21 protein-coding genes are annotated in these 16,792 nt (G+C 38.3%); 4 read left to right on the top strand and 17 right to left on the bottom strand.

What is annotated here, in order from left to right; translation table 11 throughout:
* Positions 1–45: 45 nt before the first annotated feature.
* The gene (locus tag MHB65_RS11345; RefSeq protein WP_342443541.1) at positions 46–603 is read right to left on the bottom strand and encodes a histidine phosphatase family protein; all 558 of its coding nucleotides are present in this window, start codon (positions 601–603) and stop codon (positions 46–48) included.
* Between the two features lie 13 nt (positions 604–616).
* Positions 617–1,150 (bottom strand): hypothetical protein, encoded by a 534-nt coding sequence (locus MHB65_RS11340; protein WP_342443540.1) that lies wholly within the window; start codon positions 1,148–1,150, stop codon positions 617–619.
* Positions 1,151–1,668: 518 nt separating this feature from the next.
* Between MHB65_RS11340 and MHB65_RS11335 the strand changes: the two genes are divergently transcribed.
* Positions 1,669–1,839 carry an aspartyl-phosphate phosphatase Spo0E family protein gene (locus MHB65_RS11335; RefSeq protein ID WP_004230265.1) on the top strand — a complete coding sequence of 57 codons (171 nt, stop codon included), beginning with the start codon at positions 1,669–1,671 and terminating at the stop codon, positions 1,837–1,839.
* A 172-nt stretch (positions 1,840–2,011) separates the two neighbouring features.
* Positions 2,012–2,482 (top strand): hypothetical protein, encoded by a 471-nt coding sequence (locus tag MHB65_RS11330; protein WP_342443539.1) that lies wholly within the window; start codon positions 2,012–2,014, stop codon positions 2,480–2,482.
* A 123-nt stretch (positions 2,483–2,605) separates the two neighbouring features.
* Here MHB65_RS11330 and thrS read toward each other — a convergent pair whose 3' ends face one another.
* The 10 genes from thrS to MHB65_RS11280 all read right to left on the bottom strand — a co-directional run bounded on the left by thrS (position 2,606) and on the right by MHB65_RS11280 (position 9,185).
* Positions 2,606–4,522, bottom strand: a complete 1,917-nt coding sequence (gene thrS / locus MHB65_RS11325; protein WP_342443538.1) for a threonine--tRNA ligase — start codon at positions 4,520–4,522, stop codon at positions 2,606–2,608.
* A gap of 372 nt (positions 4,523–4,894) precedes the next feature.
* Positions 4,895–5,125 carry a hypothetical protein gene (locus MHB65_RS11320; RefSeq protein ID WP_342443537.1) on the bottom strand — a complete coding sequence of 77 codons (231 nt, stop codon included), beginning with the start codon at positions 5,123–5,125 and terminating at the stop codon, positions 4,895–4,897.
* Positions 5,126–5,139: 14 nt separating this feature from the next.
* The gene (locus tag MHB65_RS11315) at positions 5,140–5,496 is read right to left on the bottom strand and encodes a hypothetical protein (RefSeq protein WP_342443536.1); all 357 of its coding nucleotides are present in this window, start codon (positions 5,494–5,496) and stop codon (positions 5,140–5,142) included.
* Between the two features lie 12 nt (positions 5,497–5,508).
* Positions 5,509–6,105: a hypothetical protein gene (locus MHB65_RS11310; RefSeq protein WP_342443535.1), complete on the bottom strand. Its 597-nt coding sequence runs from the start codon at positions 6,103–6,105 to the stop codon at positions 5,509–5,511.
* Between the two features lie 121 nt (positions 6,106–6,226).
* Positions 6,227–6,733: a hypothetical protein gene (locus tag MHB65_RS11305; RefSeq protein ID WP_342443534.1), complete on the bottom strand. Its 507-nt coding sequence runs from the start codon at positions 6,731–6,733 to the stop codon at positions 6,227–6,229.
* Positions 6,734–6,857: 124 nt separating this feature from the next.
* Positions 6,858–7,322 (bottom strand): hypothetical protein, encoded by a 465-nt coding sequence (locus MHB65_RS11300; RefSeq protein WP_342443533.1) that lies wholly within the window; start codon positions 7,320–7,322, stop codon positions 6,858–6,860.
* A gap of 47 nt (positions 7,323–7,369) precedes the next feature.
* Positions 7,370–7,855 (bottom strand): GNAT family N-acetyltransferase, encoded by a 486-nt coding sequence (locus tag MHB65_RS11295; RefSeq protein ID WP_342443532.1) that lies wholly within the window; start codon positions 7,853–7,855, stop codon positions 7,370–7,372.
* Positions 7,856–7,870: 15 nt separating this feature from the next.
* A complete protein-coding gene (locus tag MHB65_RS11290) occupies positions 7,871–8,218 on the bottom strand; it encodes a DUF3147 family protein (RefSeq protein ID WP_205443261.1) in 348 nt (115 codons plus the stop codon).
* Complete coding sequence (locus tag MHB65_RS11285) at positions 8,218–8,616, bottom strand: MarR family winged helix-turn-helix transcriptional regulator (protein ID WP_205443259.1); 399 nt, start codon at positions 8,614–8,616, stop codon at positions 8,218–8,220. The genes MHB65_RS11290 and MHB65_RS11285 overlap by 1 nt, the downstream gene beginning before the upstream one ends.
* An 86-nt stretch (positions 8,617–8,702) precedes the next feature.
* Entirely contained in the window at positions 8,703–9,185 is a 483-nt protein-coding gene (locus MHB65_RS11280; protein ID WP_342443531.1) for a hypothetical protein, read from the bottom strand.
* A gap of 148 nt (positions 9,186–9,333) precedes the next feature.
* Between MHB65_RS11280 and MHB65_RS11275 the strand changes: the two genes are divergently transcribed.
* Positions 9,334–9,669 carry a hypothetical protein gene (locus MHB65_RS11275; RefSeq protein ID WP_342443530.1) on the top strand — a complete coding sequence of 112 codons (336 nt, stop codon included), beginning with the start codon at positions 9,334–9,336 and terminating at the stop codon, positions 9,667–9,669.
* 39 nt (positions 9,670–9,708) lie between these two features.
* On the opposite strand, the gene MHB65_RS11270 is transcribed toward MHB65_RS11275, so the two are convergent.
* Entirely contained in the window at positions 9,709–10,686 is a 978-nt protein-coding gene (locus MHB65_RS11270; RefSeq protein WP_342443529.1) for an HD domain-containing protein, read from the bottom strand.
* A complete protein-coding gene (locus MHB65_RS11265) occupies positions 10,676–11,323 on the bottom strand; it encodes a class I SAM-dependent methyltransferase (RefSeq protein WP_342443528.1) in 648 nt (215 codons plus the stop codon). The genes MHB65_RS11270 and MHB65_RS11265 overlap by 11 nt, the downstream gene beginning before the upstream one ends.
* Before the next feature lie 1,284 nt (positions 11,324–12,607).
* Here MHB65_RS11265 and MHB65_RS11260 point away from each other — a divergent pair.
* The gene (locus tag MHB65_RS11260; RefSeq protein WP_342443527.1) at positions 12,608–13,261 is read left to right on the top strand and encodes a FusB/FusC family EF-G-binding protein; all 654 of its coding nucleotides are present in this window, start codon (positions 12,608–12,610) and stop codon (positions 13,259–13,261) included.
* A 63-nt stretch (positions 13,262–13,324) separates the two neighbouring features.
* Here the strand turns inward: MHB65_RS11260 and MHB65_RS11255 are convergent, their stop codons facing one another.
* The 3 genes from MHB65_RS11255 to MHB65_RS11245 are packed head-to-tail and all read right to left on the bottom strand — an operon-like array spanning position 13,325 to position 16,762.
* Positions 13,325–14,380, bottom strand: coding sequence for a Ger(x)C family spore germination protein (locus MHB65_RS11255; protein ID WP_342443526.1), 1,056 nt, complete (start codon positions 14,378–14,380; stop codon positions 13,325–13,327).
* Positions 14,358–15,449, bottom strand: coding sequence for a GerAB/ArcD/ProY family transporter (locus MHB65_RS11250; RefSeq protein ID WP_342443525.1), 1,092 nt, complete (start codon positions 15,447–15,449; stop codon positions 14,358–14,360). Before MHB65_RS11250 ends, MHB65_RS11255 begins: the two co-directional genes overlap by 23 nt.
* Entirely contained in the window at positions 15,446–16,762 is a 1,317-nt protein-coding gene (locus tag MHB65_RS11245) for a spore germination protein (protein WP_342443524.1), read from the bottom strand. The genes MHB65_RS11250 and MHB65_RS11245 overlap by 4 nt, the downstream gene beginning before the upstream one ends.
* Positions 16,763–16,792 lie beyond the last annotated feature (30 nt).

Here is a 16,792-nt window from a genome sequence, read left to right as displayed (position 1 = left end):
AGCACAAGAGAGATACTATGCTTGCTGTAGTATCTCTTTTTTTGTTCAGACCTCTTGCGACACACGTGTTACTTCCTGTAAGGATAGCCCTTGAAAGGATAATCGATAGATATCTGGCATACTTAACTTTTGCCAAAATGCGTAATCGTACTGGACATCAAAATAGTGCATCATTAACACCATGATATTGCCATGTGTACCGATCACGACAGACTCCTGTGGATGCGTGAGAAGGATGTTTCGCAAACTTGGAATAGCGCGAGCCATCGCCTGTAGATTGGACTCCCCTCCCGCCCATGCAAAGCTTGGCTCATGCCATACCCGCTGAACTGCTGCATGAAAATCCTCCAGCACACCACTAGAAAGCTGTCGTTCTTTTAAAGCATCTATCGTTTGGACGGGTAAATGACGAGCCTGTGCAATCCCCTCCACTGTTTGAATGGCTCTTCGATAAGGACTAGCATATACCACATCGATTCGTTGATGTTTCAATAGATTTGTGACACGCTCTGCATCTCTTTCCCCCTGAGCAGATAGTGGACGATGATATTCATCCGCTGAATAATAGGCATGTGCGTGTCTAACAAAATAAATTTCGGTCATCTGTTTCTCCTCTTTAATCTTTAGCTAAATGAATCTTCCAAATCCCCTCTTGCTGCTGTAGAGCATATGTTTTGATGTAGCGCTGACTCCCAACGGAAATTTCCAGTTGAACAACCTGCAAATCGGGGGTGCTCGATTCATTAACAGCTATTCGATCATAAAATCTATACATGAAATAGGTAACGAGCAAATCACCTGCGAGTGAATCCGTATAATATTGCTTAAACAATTCTTTTGTGGGGAATGCATCATTGCTGTAAGTAATCGCATATAATGCATCCATACGAGGTTCCTCCACTAAATCAAACATAATTAGCAGCATTTCCTCTGGCGAAAAGGTCTCCAAATGACGAATTTCTCCATCGTTTAAAAATGCTTGATAGGCCTCTCTTTTTTCAAAAGATAAATCCGCTACATAGCTAAATTCAGTGGATGTTGATGTCGTATCCATGTCATACACAATGGTCGGTTCCTGTAAGGGCTCCTCCCCTTCACATGCCGTTAGCAAACTTAAAAAAGCAATGATTGAAACCCGTTTTTTCATCATGCGCTTCATCACCTCATCTTCCATCCATTATTCCATTAATTTCAAAAATTCTCAACATTTCACCAAACATAATGAAATGTCCACATTTCTAAACAACATAAAAGGGAATTTGCTAAAATGTGACAAGATACGAATTTCAGGTAAAATTATCGGAAAATTCAATCTCTAATTACAACTTTTTTCTTAGTATAAAAGACTTAAGACTTCTCTTTTTTTGCCTTAATCTTTTCTAAAATAAAACAAGTGAATAACCCTATCCAGCACATGAATAGGGTTTTAAGTCATATATTCAATTCAATAAAAGGGAAATTTAGCAGTAATTTTTATCTATAATAATCAAATATTTTCAATCAAGTTAAATAGGATGAAGTACCTTATCTATGACTAAATTACGAATTTGATAAACGAAACACAATATGACATTTTTTTTAATATAAGTGATATACAATGAAAAAGTTGAATCGAGGTCATACAAATTTATTTCAAGAATATGGATAAAAAATTAGGAGGAAAATATCTTGGTTAACTTATTACTTAAACAATTCTTGAAGGCGGAAATTGAGATCAAACGAAGAATTATGTATAAAAAAGCAAAGGATCTTGGTTTCACCCACCCGATTGTAGTAGATTACAGTCAAGAATTGGATGTCTTACTTAATAGATATTTAAAACAAGCACAAGCTTCCTAATCATAACGAGGCATATAATAGAAGAAAGAATAGATATGATAAAGCCGAGCCATGTTTTATTGGCTGGTTTTATCGGGGATGATACATGCATTCACCTAGCCATTTCTCTGGATGTATAGAGAATGAAAAAGTAGGCGATGTTTTTGATAAGAAAACATTTGGAGGTTGAATGATGCACATATTCATCTTAACTTTTATGGTTGTTTCCAAAATATTAATGCCACCTCAACATTCAGTAGACCATACAACACCCACACTTTGCACACCAACTGAAATAAATACACTATATCAATACCCAAACAACCAATTTCAATCGTTTCGTGATGAGGACAAATTTTATCAGCAGCTTAATCGTGCGATTTATGAAGAATATGCCAATGCTTCATTGAATATTCGTCAAAAGATGGCTTTTAAAGATGTGGCAAATGCGACAAAACGTTTTTATTTACAAACAAATGGTAAACAGGAAACAATAGACCTCTCTCAACATACTTTTATTCATCCCAATCGACAAGTTTATTTTTTAGCATCCTTTCAGCACAATTCCGATGAATCCTATCGTAAGTTTCTTGTCATCGACGCTGAAACACAAGAAGTCATAGTGGGACATTCGCTTTTTCAAGAAAGTTCCAAGCACCTTTAATTCATTGTATGCACATCACGTAGATTCTAGTAGTCATTTCAAAAAAATAGAAGTAAAAATTTCTTAACATTTAAAAAGCTTGCGATGAATGACGAACATTCAAAGCAAGCTTTCTTTGCTGGCTTAAGCTAAACTTTTTTGTTGAATGGCTGCTGTTACTTCTTCTATTAATTGCTGTAGTGACTTATCAGTGGAATCTTGCTGACCATGTCTGCGAACAGCTACACTTTGGTTCGCTACCTCCCGATCCCCAATGACTAAAATATACGGTATTTTTTGCAATTGGGCTTCACGTATCTTTTTACCGAGCTTTTCTTGGCGCTCATCTAATTGCACACGGATTCCTGCCTGTTGTAAGGCTTCTACTACCTGCTTGGCATAGCCTTGGTGTGCCTCTGCTACACCAATGACTTGCACTTGCTGTGGTGCAAGCCAAGTTGGGAATGCTCCGCCAAAATGCTCGATTAAAATACCTAAGAAGCGATCAATCGAGCCAAACACTGCACGATGGATGACAACCGGTCTCACCTTTTCGTTGTGTTCATTAATATACGTTAAATCAAATTTCTCTGGTAGCTGGAAATCAAGCTGAACCGTTGCACATTGATGACTGCGCTGAATCGCATCTTTAATATGGATGTCAATTTTCGGTCCATAGAAAGCCCCATCCCCTGCATTAATTGTATAGGCAATGCCTAAATTCTTGAGGACATTTTCCAGTGCCGCCTCCGCTTGATTCCACAATGCCAAATCACCCATATAATCATCTGGTCGTGTCGATAATTCAATCGTATACGCAAATCCAAAGACATTGTACACTTCATCAATAATATTTAATGCAAGCGCAATTTCATCCTCAATTTGTTGTGGTGTTGCAAAAATATGGGCATCATCCTGACAGAATGTCCGTACACGTAATAGACCATTCAAGGCGCCACTAAATTCATGTCGGTGCACTTGCCCGAATTCTGCCATACGAATCGGTAAATCCCGATAAGAGTGGAGGGCATTTTTAAAAATCAGCATATGTCCAGGGCAGTTCATGGGCTTTAAGGCAAAGCTTTGGTCATCTACCTGTGTGAAATACATATTGTCCTTATAATGATCCCAGTGACCCGACTGCTCCCATAGTCGTTGGTTCATCATCAATGGTGTTCGTACTTCCCTATAGTCAAATTTTGCTTGTAAATGGCGCAAATACGATTCCAGTTCATTGCGTATAATTTGACCGTTGGCTAAATAGAATGGCATGCCAGGTGCTTCCTCCGAAAACATAAATAACGATAGCTCTTTACCTAGTTTGCGATGATTCCGCTTTTCCGCTTCCTCCAAAAAGACAAAATGATCATGCAGTTCTTCTTTTGTGGCAAAGGCAACGCCATAAATACGCTGAAGCATTTGGTTATTGCTATCACCTCGCCAGTATGCGCCCGATACATGCATTAATTTAAAATGCTGTAACTTGCCTGTAGACGGTACATGTGGACCACGACATAAATCGTAAAACTCTCCCTGCTCATAAATCGTAACTAGCTCATCTGCAGGAATTGCCTCCAACAGCTCGAGCTTTAACGCATCATGGGCGAATAATTGCTTCGCTTCTTCACGTGAAACCTCGTGTCTATGAACCGGTATATTTTCCTGCGCAATTTGTTTCATTTTCTTTTCTATTTGCTGCAAATCACTCGGTGTCAGTGTATCTGCAATATCGATATCATAATAAAAGCCATTTTCAATGACTGGTCCTACTCCAAATTGTGCATGAGGATAAAGTCGTTTAATTGCCTGAGCCAATAAATGGGCTGTAGAATGGCGAATGACCTCGATCCCTTCCTTTGAGCTTGCATCGTACAATGTAATTTGAGCATCTTCCATAATCGGGCGCGTCAAATCAATGATGGTTCCGTTAACACTCCCTGCAACTGCCTTTTTGCGAAGTTCTGGACGAATCGCTTGTGCAATATCGGTTAGTGTCACACCTTTTGTAAATGCTTGCTGTTGACCATCTGGAAATTGAATGTGAATACGTTGATTTGACATGTTCTCTACTCCTTTTTTAGTAATAAAATCAATTACACCTCGGCATAATTGTGTAGATAAAAAAAACACATATCCGCCCCTAAGAAGGGACGAGTATGTGTTGATTACCCGTGGTTCCACCCAAATTCCCACTAGTTTACGTGCTAGTGGCTCATTGATTTTGCTGTAACGTCGCAAAAACGGTGCAAGTTTCCAAGCACGGCTCCAAGGTAGTAAGATGGGATTACGACATTAGGAAGCTTGCAGCCAAGGCCTCCCTCTCTAAAAATGCTTCATCGAATCTCTTGTCCTTTTCATTGCCCATTTCATTTTTGTATGAAATTGTTAATTACTATAACGAATAGTGGATTCTTTGTCAAACACTAAAAAAATTTAGCGATGGACTGGCAATGGGCGTTCTGGACGTTGTACACAGTAGTGACAATTCGGGTCATCACATGCCTCCTCCTGCCATTCATTACATATCGCACAAAAATAACTATCGAATGAGTCATCATAGATTATGGAACTTTGACAAGCAGGACATTGTTGCTTTTTTTGAATTGCTCCGCTGATCTCTAGTCCATCAATGATCACTACATCCCCACGCTGCTCAATTCGCATATTATTATTATCTCCTAATGATTTTTCACATCTAAAGCCTCACTCTCAGATTGCCATTTCATCTGAATCTTTGGCTTCGCATCTCGTTTAAAAATTTTCTCGCTTTCTTTTCTTGTGAATGAATAATACCCCTCTTTAGTTAACTGCGCATCATCCAATGTTTGGGATTCCTTTGCCCCTTCGATCGTGATTTGTAAAGGTCCCAAATCATTGTGATCGCCGAGATAAAATAAGCGCAATCCCTCATCCCCATTACTATGATAGATGGCTTTCCAATGTTCACTTTTGGCGATATAGTGAATCTCCTGCTCAGCACTTTGACAGGCCGTTAATAGGATGACGAGTACCATCGGAAAAATCCATTTTTTCATTGAACATTCCCCCTAACCTTGTATGGTGACAGCCCATCCTGTAGGCTTTTCTTCAAAGACATCTTCGTATTCTGTAAAAACAAAATGAAGTCCCCTTATATCATCTGGCAAGGGTGGTGTCACAACATACGTACTGCTTTCATGTCCATTTGTGCCACTTGTACCTTTACTACGGCATTCATAGGACGCATCGATGAATAAACCCAAATGATTTCGTTCTAATTTTTGCTGAATCGTTAGCTGTGGTTCTTGCTGCTCATCCCAATCGATTAATAATTGCACCACACTTGCATTGTCATATTGACGAATATAGGAAACCGTATACAAACGCTCTTTCTTTTCTACCGTTTTCAACACAGGGATATAGTGACGGAAGCCTGTTGGTTCTACCTTTGGTGTATAGTATTTTTCTGATTTCATCAACTGGAAAAACATCGCTAAATAAGTGTCATCGAAACCATATCGCTGTGCCCATTCCGAAATGGTGTCATCCGATGGAAAGCCTGAAGTATGACTAGATTGCGCTTTTCGTTGCTTTAAAAGTGCACATATTTGCTCATCTATTAGAATAAGCCTTGAATCATTGTATTTGCTTTGTTGTTCGGACATCTATATCCTCCTCCATCCTGCAAGTCCTTCTTCTTTCTATACGTTATTTTCCCCAATTGGTTCCATAAACAGCCTATTTTTACTTGTAAATACCAAAAAAGCTACCCAATACATTGGATAGCTAATTCGTCACCGCATCATTGTGCCAGCTAGTTGAGTCTGATAATTGATATGTAACCATATTGGCTGTAACAGCGAGAATAACACCGGCTCTAGACATATGAGAGGCATTTGGCTCTTCCAATACAAGGACCACATAGCCCTCCCCTCGCCCTTGCTCATCAATGGCATTCGCCGCATTGATTTCAAAGGTGGAATACGTTTGCTCATTCGTCGCATACAGAATTCTTTCATCATGATACACGCCATGTTCTTTTAGATTATAGCTGACAGGCATCCATCCTTCAGACCATTCAATACTGCCTATCATCTCTCGTTTCCTTTTGGCAAGCCGTCCAATGGAATACGTAAAATATATTTTCATAATCGCTTGATTGTCTTCATTTTTCCCTTCACAGGTGGCTGTCACTTCAAGCATAATATCATTTTTCGAAAGTTTTCTCATAAACACTAAAGCCACAGTGATAACACAGATAAATAGTACTATACCCAAGATGATAAATGCCATTAGGTCCCTCCTAGTATCACAATTGCTGTTACTACAATATTACCATGACTTAGGAGGGATAGGAGTTTTTCACCAAACAATCTTAGGAATTGACACAGGCATAAAGGATAAGACAAAATTTGATTTATTTGTTGGCTTGAAGCTCAGCAATTAGCGTAAAAGGTATTTTTAAATACTCATAGTGAATCGTTACTTTCTTGATAGCAGCTGCTTGAACTTGAACAGCGTAGTGCTGTGGCTGCTTGCCAATGGCCTGTTGGTCTATGTATTTATGAGGCAAAATGGTTCGCTGTGAAAATTTATGAAAAGAAATATCACTATTTCCCTCTAGCTTTGTTTCTGCCTCAAAAGGTTCTGACTTACTAATGACAAGCTTTGCGCTATCAGGAAGCTGATCATTCACCAGTATTTGCTTCAGCTTAATTTCACGCAGCCCTGTATTTTCAAGTGCAATGATTTTGACTGCTTCATTGCCTTGTTTAGTGGTGAAGCTTTGCATGACCAGTGGTGGATTGCTTTTGAGATAAATCATAAAGATTGCTCCGACCACAAGCACACTCAGTACTAAAATAAATAGTATTTTTTTCATACTTTCCCTCTCTTTCCTCCCAACAGTATAACAAAAAACAACCTGACTTATTGACAGTCAAGTTGTTTTTGTAAACGTATTTCATCTCGTATTGGAATACCGTCATCACCAATGAGTGGGATAGAAGGCTTATAGGCCCTTGCTTTTTCGACTGCATTACGCAGTATTTCGATTAAACAATAGCCACGTTTTTGATAGAATTTCAATGCATGCAAATTATCGTTTGTTGTAATGAGTGAAATGCTTGTACAGCCCTTCTCCATTGCTGCTTGTTCTACCGCTTTCACAAGAGCTGAACCGATGCCTTTCCCCTCAACCGTACTATCTAACGAAATGATTTCACAGTCCTCTTCCCGCACGATATAGGTGATTAAACCGATCATCGTCTGTTGCTCATTCATAAAAGCAAAGCCCGCTAATTCACTACAGTCATAAATACCACTGGAAATGACCATCTCCGTTGAACCCCAATGTTCCTGAAAAAACTGGCGAACATGTTGGTTTGGTACTTGATGTATGGCAATAATCGTCATTTTATAAACTCCTTGTTAAATAGAAATATGAAAAACCCCTGCAATCGCTTTTTGTATGCCTAAAAATACAGCCCAAGACAGCACACCAAGACCAATAGCTAGTACAATATGCATGGAGGATTTCATCGCCATGTAAATCACAAATAGCATACACATCGTTGCTGGCAAACCAACGATAACGCCCACTGTAAAGCGCTGAATATGCTCACTCGACTCACTTTGCACCGTCAGCCAAATAATACTTAAAATACTCACCAATGGCAACGCTGCAATAATGCCCCCATAGGTAGGAAATCTTCGAGCTACCTCCGTCACAACGCCAATGATGGCAGCTGAACTCAAAATTTTAAAGAATGTATACATTATTTTGCCACCTCACTTAGACGTCGAAATGCCTGTAGAATGGCTTGCTGTTCCTGTTCAGTTAGCTGATTAAGTGCATGCTGTAGCTTATCATCATCTAGCTCCGAGTTTTTCTTCAGCACTTGTAGCCCCTCTGCTGTCAAATGCAACATGACCTTACGCTGGTCATCACTTGCACGCTCCTTCATCACCCAGCCATGACGCTCTAGCTTTTTCACATGCTCAGACGCCGTATTTGGAGAAATATTTAGTAACCCCGCAATATCACGCACCGTCACTTCCGCTTCCTTTTGAATCATTTGCAAAATACGCACGCTCTGATGGGAAATAACATCTTCATGTGTTGTATGTAGATGATAGAATATCGTTGTAAAATAGTCATTTATCTCTTTAATCATCGTATTAACTCCTTTAATATATCGCTCCATGCGATTATATCGTATTTTACGATATATTAAAAGTTCCCTCGTTAAAGTTTATATTTTCAGATATTTCTCTTCAGTAAGCTCAGTATTTGATAGCCATCAGAGGGTAATCCTGCATAAGGCTTATACCAGTTAGGATAGATTAGCGGGATTGCCGTCGCAAGAAATTGAAAGGTATTCAAATAAAAAAGCCCATTGAAAAAATAGTGTATCCCTGCATAAGCAGCAAAATAACGGGCTAGATAGCTGGCAATAAGCAACAGCAATAAAGTCATAATAGGACCACCCGCCATAAATCCGAGCATCTGCTGGCGTCTTAAGCTACTCCCCTTTTGTAGCGTACAATAGCCAAAAAATCCCCATCGAATATGGAAATGCATGCGACCTATACGACCGTTTTCAGGTAGATTTTTTGCACCTAAATAAACATGGACTCGTTCCTTTGAACATACTATAACGCCTAACGCATGGCCGATTTCATGCAACAGCGTGGAGAATGGTATGCCTACTACATATAAAAGCATAAAGGATAGTATGGACATCACTACTCACCCCTTCACAAATCTTCTATCTATTTTTCATAATCATCTATCTTTCTGCGCATCTTGCTACATATTATCAAGAGGTACTTGTGGGCACTTCCTTTCTACAGTATTATGACTCTATTCTGAATTTAATTGAGGGCATCCTATGTTATACTTTCTCTATTTTTTAGTAGGTGGCACGATCATGGTGCTAGCGCTGCTACTCAGCCAATCGAAATATTTATTTTTGTCAGGTATCATTACGGCCTTACCGATTTTGACGCTCATTAATATGGGCATGCAAATGAAAAATATGAAAGAAGAAACCTTCCATACCGTCCTACAAAACACGGTATTTGGAGCGGTTGGCATGCTGTTATTTACTGTGCTCGCGTTCCTCCTAACAAGCTGGTTTAAACCAGGCATTTCCGTTATGAGTGCGCTTGCAGTCTATGCTGTATTTATGCTTTCTGGTAAATATATTTTGTCGATGTTTGCCTAAAGAAAAGGAGCTGCCCTTTGACAGCTCCTCATTAATTGCCTATCTTTTGATCATTTTCACGTAAACACCCTGCTCAAACCGTTCCATCGCATAGGCATTCATTGTTTTGACTTTGTCAGATAGATCGCTCGCCTTCCATAATTGCTGTTGATGATAGACAGCTGGATCGATGAGTCGCACTTTATTCCGAAAATGAATATCATGGTTCTCTTGCTCCTCTCTTACCTCTACATGTTCATGTAATTGTTGTAAAAGAGCTAGAATGTCCTGATCATGTGTAGCCCTCATTTGCCCCAGTAGTTCAAGATCAGTCTTTTGGAAATCATTCAGTGTTAGAATTTGTTTTTCGAGTGCTAGCTTTAACACATCCGCTAACGTACTAGTCGCATAAATATTTAAAGGGTGCAGAAAAAAATCCAACACTTCCTGATAATAAATTTCCACAAACCATTCTGCATGCTCAATCGTTTGAACACACAGTTTCCCCTGAAAAACAAATAAGTCCTGTAAAAATTTTTGAATATCTTCTATGGCAGCGTGGCCATAAAAATACATATCTCTTAATGTATAATCTATGCGATCCGCACACAATGCCGGAGCAGGTTGTTCAAGTAACGACCACCTTGAGGGATCAAGTAAAATGTTCTCTTCCTCGTAGCCATATTTTTCAAGAATCGCAGGTATAGAAGACTGTTTGATAACATCCATGAATAGCTCTTCATGATAATCTTCCGCCTCATTCTCCAGGACCACATCCACAACATGGGAAAAAGCGGTATGGGACACATCATGCAATAAGCCTGCCACCTGCTCCTCCAGTGACCCACCAAACTGTCGAATAAGCAGCATGACGCCTATCGAATGCTCAAATCTTGTAATAGTCCACCTACTATTTACTAGAAAGCCTGCTCCACCCTGATGAATTTCTTTTAAGCGTTGAACGGACTTACTTAAAATCAGTTCCTCTAACACACCATCTATTGCGAATTCCCCATATAGGGCGTCTCTAATCAGCATTTATACACTTCCTACTGATCACAAAAACCCCACCACAATGCGATATTGGGTAAAATGCTAATTGACAAGTTTCCTGTAAGGCGTTTTTTAGCTCCTCATGGACAAAGTAAAATTCATCCTCATCCCAGTACCCCCTGCTATCTTGACGGCATTGCTCTAGCTGCTCTCTTGTATTGAAAGCAACATCGCCAATTAATAGCTGTCCATTCGGCTTTAGGTGCTGTAATAGTTGCGTGATATACACAACCTTTTGCTCATCTGTAAAATGATGTAGCGCATATGTACTAATAATCGCATCATAGGGCTGCTGTAATAGCTCCTGTGGCAAGCCATTCGTTAAATCCCACTCCATTAAGTGAGCCTCTGGCATTTTTTCCTTCGCAATGGCAATCATATTCGACGAAAAATCAAAGCCATAAATCGCGTGCCCATGTTCATAAAGCTTTGCCGTTAATACCCCTGTCCCAAAGCCAATATCTAAAACCGTAGAAGCGGGAACAGCCATCACTTCATTGAAAATTTTATTTAAAATCGCTTTATAGCCTGCAAATGGATATTGATTACTTTCCTCACTGTGTTGAACCGTTTGATCATATCCATCGGCCCATAAATCAAAACCTTGTTTATTTAATAGCATAGTGCCTCCTACAATGTATAAATTCTCCAAGCATTCATTATTTTACGTGCAGTCATCTGTTTCATAATAAATCCCCCTTTATTAACCAATTCAGTCCATTATACCAATTTTTTACCTATCGAACAATTCAGAAAATAAACAGATAGTGGCTTTTTGTAATGTGAAATATTCTATTTTTATATCTATTACCATTCTAGATACTATCCTATTATAAATTCCCTAAATATTACCATATTTCATTTATTACGATATAATAATTATATTGGGTAGTTAACATACAAGAAGGAGATGACTTAATGCAAGTGACAAACAAAAAGGGATTATTATGGATTAGCATTATAGTGACTTTATTGTCCATTTTCTTTGTATCCTATGGTTCTAACAAATTTGGAGCCCCTTTTCAATTTATAAGTTACATCGGTGAAAATGAGTTATCATCCGCATTTTCTTTATTTACCAAAATTGGTATTACTCAAATTCACTTTCATATACTTAATTTCTTTCTAGATGTTACACTTATTTACTTTATTCTTTCTTATGGTAGAAAAATAATTAGTTCATTAAAATTAAGCAAACAATCCTAATTTTTTTCTTAAGATGCTCTTCAATCGCAGGACTAACGCACAATTCCATAGATTATGAGCATAATAAATTTTATAATAATAAACAATTGCACTTTGATGACAAAACTAAAATGTTCTCATAAAAAAACGCGCACTATCGTCGTGCCTGAATTATTTATGTGTGAAATGAAAGCATACGCGATACACCCTACAAAAATCAGCAAAACAAAAAAAATGAATAATGCCCTGCATATACTGAAGATGGAACTTATTATATACAAACAATTTCGGCTACCCTGTTTTCAATGTCCAGGGAATGGTCAAGATTTGTTAAATTAAACGATTTGAAAGAGATAAATTTGCATGTCCTTCGCATCTTATGCCATTGTAAATGGATTAAATTTCAAAACAATTCAAGAGCAATTAGGGCCATCACATGTTACTATATCTATAGATACTTATGGTCACTTGACTGACTTGAAGATGTTTAACAAATTAATGTAAATTGGTCGCCTGTTTATCAACCTATTATAAAACCCATATAAATCAACGTTTCCTTTAAAGGAGGGATCGAAATGATCGCATTCACTTGTAATGCATGCTCTAGAACGACTTCTTTAGGTCAAAGAGGTCAAGATTAAGTTATACAACTAACAGAAATTGAATGATCTCTTTAGGCCAAAAAGGAAAAAAATAGCCTAAGAAACAGGAGAGATTTCAAATGGAACAACAAACAATTCAGCCGTTTTTAACGGTTGCCAACTATCATTTACTCGAACAGCAATTAAATAAAATTTTACATGCACTGACGACAACAAAGGATAAAGACGTTATCCTAGCAGTACGTGGCCTTGTTGATACGGAGGTAACGACAAAATTAGCATTATCAGCAGTGGAAACAAAGCTGATTGAACAGCTTTTTGCTATCACAGATCGTGCACAGGGTGAGGCATTTTTAGAGCAATTAAAACCCTATGTCATCCCGTTCAAGCCAGTGACAGCTAGTACGCTTAAAACCTTATTTAAAAAGGAAAAGAAGCTCAAGCTACCAAATCTAGAAGCACTCGATTTCCAGCAAATTTGTTATCTTGCTTGGGATGATGCTGGCACACATCGAAAATATGTTGTCCTTGAGCAAAATGGGCAGCTAAAAGGAATCAAAGGGCTATTTGCCAATAACACGGTTCGCGGCATTTGCGCTATCTGTAATCGCCATGCAGATGTTGGCTTATTTACTACGTCCATTAAAGGGCAGGTGGTTGGCACATTTACCAACCACAGTAATTACATTTGTGCTGATAGTCAAACATGTAATGAACATGTTACAGATATGAACAGAACAGTGGAATTTTTCGAGCGTATCACACAAAAGTAAATGAACAAAGGCAGAAATGTTGTGCAAGCAACGTTTCTGCCTTTTTTTCTCTGTGACCTTCGTCTAATCCACACCTACATGTACCTGAAAATCCACCTTCAATCGAGGATAAAAGTCCTTTCTCCAACTCTTTAGTTCTTGATAGGAAAGCTGTTGTCGGAAAAGTTGACCAAATCCGAAAAGATCCGTTTGATTGGCCTGCCCCTGTTCTAACATATCATAAAACCGTTTTTCGATAAGCTTCGTTAGCTCCTTCGTAATTTGCTCATTGGACACATCTTTTTTGCGCTCTAAAATCGCTATTTTTAATGTTAAATGACTTGTCACAGTGGGTATGCCATTCTTCAACGAGGCTTTATTTTTAATGGCACTATTGATCACCATCATACTCGCCAAATCAAAGCTTTCTACTTTCCCCTTAGCATTAAAGTTTTGAAATAGCTTAGTTAGCTGACTTTCATCCGGATTAATCTTTGCCATTAATTCACCATTTTTCAAAACGCTAGAGCCCTCATAGACTAACACGGTATCGTTTCCAGCACGTACAACTGGAATTATCATATCTTTTGTATAGGAATACAGACTTCGGTATACTTCCCAAATATGAACGCTTGTTATCTCTGGCGCCCACCCTGCCCCTTTGTTAAAGTAATTATAAATGGAGGTCGCATTCACCCCTAATTTATCATTAATGTTGGAAAGAACTTTATCGATTTTATCATCCGTAATGGCTACAAGAGCTCTTGAAGGGATTTCCTCTGAGTGCATTAAAAATTCAATCAGCTCCCTCATTTCCTGTTGATTAGCTGCTAGGTTGCTTTGAATAATAATTAATTCAATATGCGAGTAATCCACCGCTTCTTCAGAGTTTGTTCGAACTTGCCCCAACACCTTTAATACCGTTTCAGCTTTCCCAGTAACAATCCTCGATACTTCATTTTCTTTTTGTGTAATTGGAATTTGTAGTGTCACTTGATAGTCTCCATTTTCCTTCGCAATGCCGATAACCAAGGGCAATAATCGTTTATCTATATCTTTAACATCCCAGCACCCACCAAGAAAGGGTAAAAGAAAAAACATACATATAATCAATGTTTTATAAGGATGATTTTCTTTCATCGCTCGTCCCCTTTCTCTTGATCACAACGCCATAGATGTAAATCGTTATCGGGAGAATTAGCATAAAATAAACCTGCGCCCCTCTATTCCATAAAATCAGCGTATTTGTCCAAACTTGATTTGGAATAAATAAACCTGCAATATAGCCGATAATTGAAAAGATTATAATCCATAAGGCTGATTTTACGCGCAGCTTGCTGAATAGTTTCTGCATAATTTGACTAATCATCCATAGCATGACCGCATTAAAGATCAGCATAAAGCCAATCGAAGAAATACCAAAGAACATCGTTTGCCGATTAAATACAAGCCACCGAATATCCACTGAATCCATCGCTATGACAAAGGGTAAGGACAGGGTAACGACAGTTTCTTGTCCAAAAATAAAAAGTGGAATATAAACAAAGGCTAAATAAAGGATGATGACAGAAAACCAGGCTATCAAAATATCTCGAAATACCAATGGTTTGTTAGAGACCATAAATCCTAAAAATAAAAATGCCGAAAATCCCATGAGATAATAGAACTCCATATCTAATAAGAAATCAAACGATGCATCCCTTATAGGGAATCCATTATGAAAATCAAAATTCACAATGGAAGAAAAACTGATGAACAATATAAAGGGAATAATCATGAAAAAAATAAACACAGAAGACCGCAATATTGTCCCTAAACCTTTTGTAGCTGTATAAGCAGAAATAAAATAAAGCAGTAACGCTATCGGCCAGTGAGGTGTCCGTAGCAAAAATAAGGAATTAATCACCTCTGTATAGGTACGGATATTAAGTGCAACAAGTACCGTTAAATTCAGGACAAATGGAAGAAGGATGACGAAAGCAATCAGCCTCCCCATTTTTAAATAAATATCTACAATATCCTCATTCGGAAAATAATTTAACCCTTTCATATAGAGCAAAATTAATAGTAGCTGCAAAACACCCTGACACAAAACAACCAACCAATGGCCCGTATCTGTCAACGAATAGATCAGCTCAGGATAAAGTAAAAAGCCAAAGCTTAAATGAATAATAAAGAAAACAATCGCGATTTGAAACCGATGTGTCACTTCGTGTCCCCTTCTCTTTTCATATGGAATGTCGTATAGGGAATATGGAATGAGGTTAAACTTGCTAAATAAATACCCGTAAGCGCTAAACCAGTAAATATACCAAGAATGCCGAAAATCGATGCTAAAATTAAAATCGGGTATTTTAGTAAGCGTATATAAAGAGAGTTTTGGATACCCGCAACAACTGAGCTGGAAATCACAATAGCCGTAATGACAATCACTAAGAGCGTACTGACTAATTTCGCTTCCACCATGGCTTGACCTAATATGACGCCCCCTACCATGGAAATGGTCGGCCCAATACTTTTAGGAAGTCTAACTATAGCCTCCAGTATTAAATCAATTAATACGACCATGATGATCGTTTCAAGCAAAGCGGGTACAGGAATCCCTTCTCGACTTTTCGCCACAAATAAAGCAAGATCGAATTTAAATATCTCAGGATTAACAGATACTAATGCGACATACAAGGCTGGAAGGATAAGCGTCAATACAGCACCTACCACGCGAAGAACTCGAAGCATAACGGATAATATATAGGGGAAATTCCGATCATTCACAATACTAAACATATCTAGCAATAGATGTGGAAAAACAAGGGCAAAGGGATAATTATCTAATAAAAGGACAAGTCTATTCTTCTTTAAGGAATGAATGGCCTGAATCGGCACTTCTGTCGGAAAGAAATGACTTACAGGGCTCCATTTGCGTAAACCAAAATGCCTATTAAGGTCATCAATGGATTCAATATCCGTGTCAATTTGCTTTAATTGCTCATTAACTTTTTCGACCAGATCATTCGGTGCTCTTCCATTAATATATAGCATGGACAAATTGCGTTTTTCTAGCTCACCCACTTGAAAGGAGCAATGCAATAGCCTGTCTGTTTTCAGTCTTTTTCTAATAAGCCCCACATTTGTATTCAAATCCTCAACAAATGCATCCATCGATGCTTGTATAGGACTTTCATTTTTCGGTTCATCAATACTTCGTGTTAAATTAAGGGCAACTGGATCGACTATCGCGTTTCGTTGATCCTTTTGTATGACGATGATCAGCTTCCCCTCTAACACAGCATTGACCATCTGTTCACTCCCCACATCCAATCGATCGCTAAGATTTGTCAAAAGCTCATCTACGGACGCAGCAGAACTAGCCATTTGCCGAATGTATTGGTTAGACTTTGGATAATCAATCAGTGTTTTAAATCCCATAAGATAGATAACCGTTTGATGTATAAGCTCTTCTTCAATGAAAAAATCATCGTGATCGGCAAATTTAGACTTCATTTCCACCATCAAATTTTCCATTTGAGTACCCCACGATCATCGAATTTTTCT

The sequence above is a fragment of the Lysinibacillus sp. FSL K6-0075 genome (genome assembly GCF_038592945.1).
Lineage (GTDB): Bacteria > Bacillota > Bacilli > Bacillales_A > Planococcaceae > Lysinibacillus > Lysinibacillus fusiformis_F.
The sequence above is the reverse complement of the archived record's forward strand: the minus strand, read 5'-3'. Positions and strand labels throughout refer to the sequence as shown.

Excerpts from the sequence above, each read along its gene's own strand:
- MHB65_RS11270 (WP_342443529.1), bottom strand. The coding sequence starts at position 10,686 with ATGCTGATTAGAGACGCCCTATATGGGGAATTCGCAATAGATGGTGTG.
- MHB65_RS11315 (WP_342443536.1), bottom strand. The coding sequence starts at position 5,496 with ATGAAAAAATGGATTTTTCCGATGGTACTCGTCATCCTATTAACGGCC.
- MHB65_RS11290 (WP_205443261.1), bottom strand. The coding sequence starts at position 8,218 with ATGTATACATTCTTTAAAATTTTGAGTTCAGCTGCCATCATTGGCGTT.
- MHB65_RS11255 (WP_342443526.1), bottom strand. The coding sequence starts at position 14,380 with ATGAAAGAAAATCATCCTTATAAAACATTGATTATATGTATGTTTTTT.
- MHB65_RS11320 (WP_342443537.1), bottom strand. The coding sequence starts at position 5,125 with ATGCGAATTGAGCAGCGTGGGGATGTAGTGATCATTGATGGACTAGAG.
- MHB65_RS11285 (WP_205443259.1), bottom strand. The coding sequence starts at position 8,616 with ATGATTAAAGAGATAAATGACTATTTTACAACGATATTCTATCATCTA.
- MHB65_RS11310 (WP_342443535.1), bottom strand. The coding sequence starts at position 6,105 with ATGTCCGAACAACAAAGCAAATACAATGATTCAAGGCTTATTCTAATA.
- MHB65_RS11265 (WP_342443528.1), bottom strand. The coding sequence starts at position 11,323 with ATGCTATTAAATAAACAAGGTTTTGATTTATGGGCCGATGGATATGAT.
- MHB65_RS11300 (WP_342443533.1), bottom strand. The coding sequence starts at position 7,322 with ATGAAAAAAATACTATTTATTTTAGTACTGAGTGTGCTTGTGGTCGGA.
- MHB65_RS11340 (WP_342443540.1), bottom strand. The coding sequence starts at position 1,150 with ATGATGAAAAAACGGGTTTCAATCATTGCTTTTTTAAGTTTGCTAACG.
- MHB65_RS11330 (WP_342443539.1), top strand. The coding sequence starts at position 2,012 with ATGCACATATTCATCTTAACTTTTATGGTTGTTTCCAAAATATTAATG.
- MHB65_RS11245 (WP_342443524.1), bottom strand. The coding sequence starts at position 16,762 with ATGGAAAATTTGATGGTGGAAATGAAGTCTAAATTTGCCGATCACGAT.
- MHB65_RS11275 (WP_342443530.1), top strand. The coding sequence starts at position 9,334 with ATGTTATACTTTCTCTATTTTTTAGTAGGTGGCACGATCATGGTGCTA.
- MHB65_RS11295 (WP_342443532.1), bottom strand. The coding sequence starts at position 7,855 with ATGACGATTATTGCCATACATCAAGTACCAAACCAACATGTTCGCCAG.
- thrS (WP_342443538.1), bottom strand. The coding sequence starts at position 4,522 with ATGTCAAATCAACGTATTCACATTCAATTTCCAGATGGTCAACAGCAA.
- MHB65_RS11305 (WP_342443534.1), bottom strand. The coding sequence starts at position 6,733 with ATGGCATTTATCATCTTGGGTATAGTACTATTTATCTGTGTTATCACT.
- MHB65_RS11260 (WP_342443527.1), top strand. The coding sequence starts at position 12,608 with ATGGAACAACAAACAATTCAGCCGTTTTTAACGGTTGCCAACTATCAT.
- MHB65_RS11280 (WP_342443531.1), bottom strand. The coding sequence starts at position 9,185 with ATGTCCATACTATCCTTTATGCTTTTATATGTAGTAGGCATACCATTC.
- MHB65_RS11345 (WP_342443541.1), bottom strand. The coding sequence starts at position 603 with ATGACCGAAATTTATTTTGTTAGACACGCACATGCCTATTATTCAGCG.